Below are 714 nucleotides of genomic sequence, written 5' to 3'. Positions count from 1 at the left end.
CAAAATGTTCCGGGCCGAACTTCGCATACTTCTCCTGCTTGTAGGCCGCGATGATGCCGCGGGAGGAGTTTACGATGGCGCCGAGCCCGTCCTCATTGAAGCAGTGGCGCAAATCCTCTGCCGTACCGCCCTGGGCGCCGTAGCCGGGCACCAGGAAGTAAGTATGGGGCATCAGCTTTCTTAAAATCCGGCTCATCTCCGGATAAGTAGCGCCTACCACGGCGCCTACGTTGCTGTAAGCCCCGTCCATGGAGTCGGCGCCCCACTCGACAACCTTCTCTGCCACCAGCTCGTAGAGCGGCCGGCCGTCAATGAGCCTGTCCTGGAACTCGCCGCTGGAAGGGTTCGACGTCTTTACAAGGACGAACAGACCCTTGTCCTCTTCGTTGCAGACACCGACGAACGGCTTCACGCCGTCAGTGCCCAGGTACGGGTTCACCGTGATGAAATCCGTATTAAAACCGGAACATACATTGCTTCCAATCCGAACCTTTCCCAGATGTCCCACCGCATATGCCGAGGACGTGGAGCCGATGTCGCCGCGCTTTACGTCGCCGATGACGAGCAGTCCCTTCTGCTGGCAGTATTCCACAGTTCTCGCATATATTTTAAGTCCCTCAATGCCAAACTGCTCATACATGGCAATCTGAGGTTTCACTGAGGGAATTAAATCATACGTATGGTCAACAATTTCTTTATTGAACTGCCACACAG

At 55.3% G+C, this 714-nt stretch carries 1 protein-coding gene; it reads right to left on the bottom strand.

The genetic code is table 11. The features are described 5' to 3' along the window. A partial coding sequence (gene pyrF / locus J3352_RS14145) for an orotidine-5'-phosphate decarboxylase (protein ID WP_207700529.1) occupies positions 1 to 714 on the bottom strand: 714 nt, incomplete at both ends.

This window comes from Faecalibacterium sp. Marseille-Q4164, from assembly GCF_017377545.1.
In the GTDB taxonomy this organism is placed as follows: Bacteria; Bacillota; Clostridia; order Oscillospirales; family Ruminococcaceae; genus Faecalibacterium; species Faecalibacterium duncaniae.
This window is presented reverse-complemented; position numbering and strand designations above follow the sequence as displayed.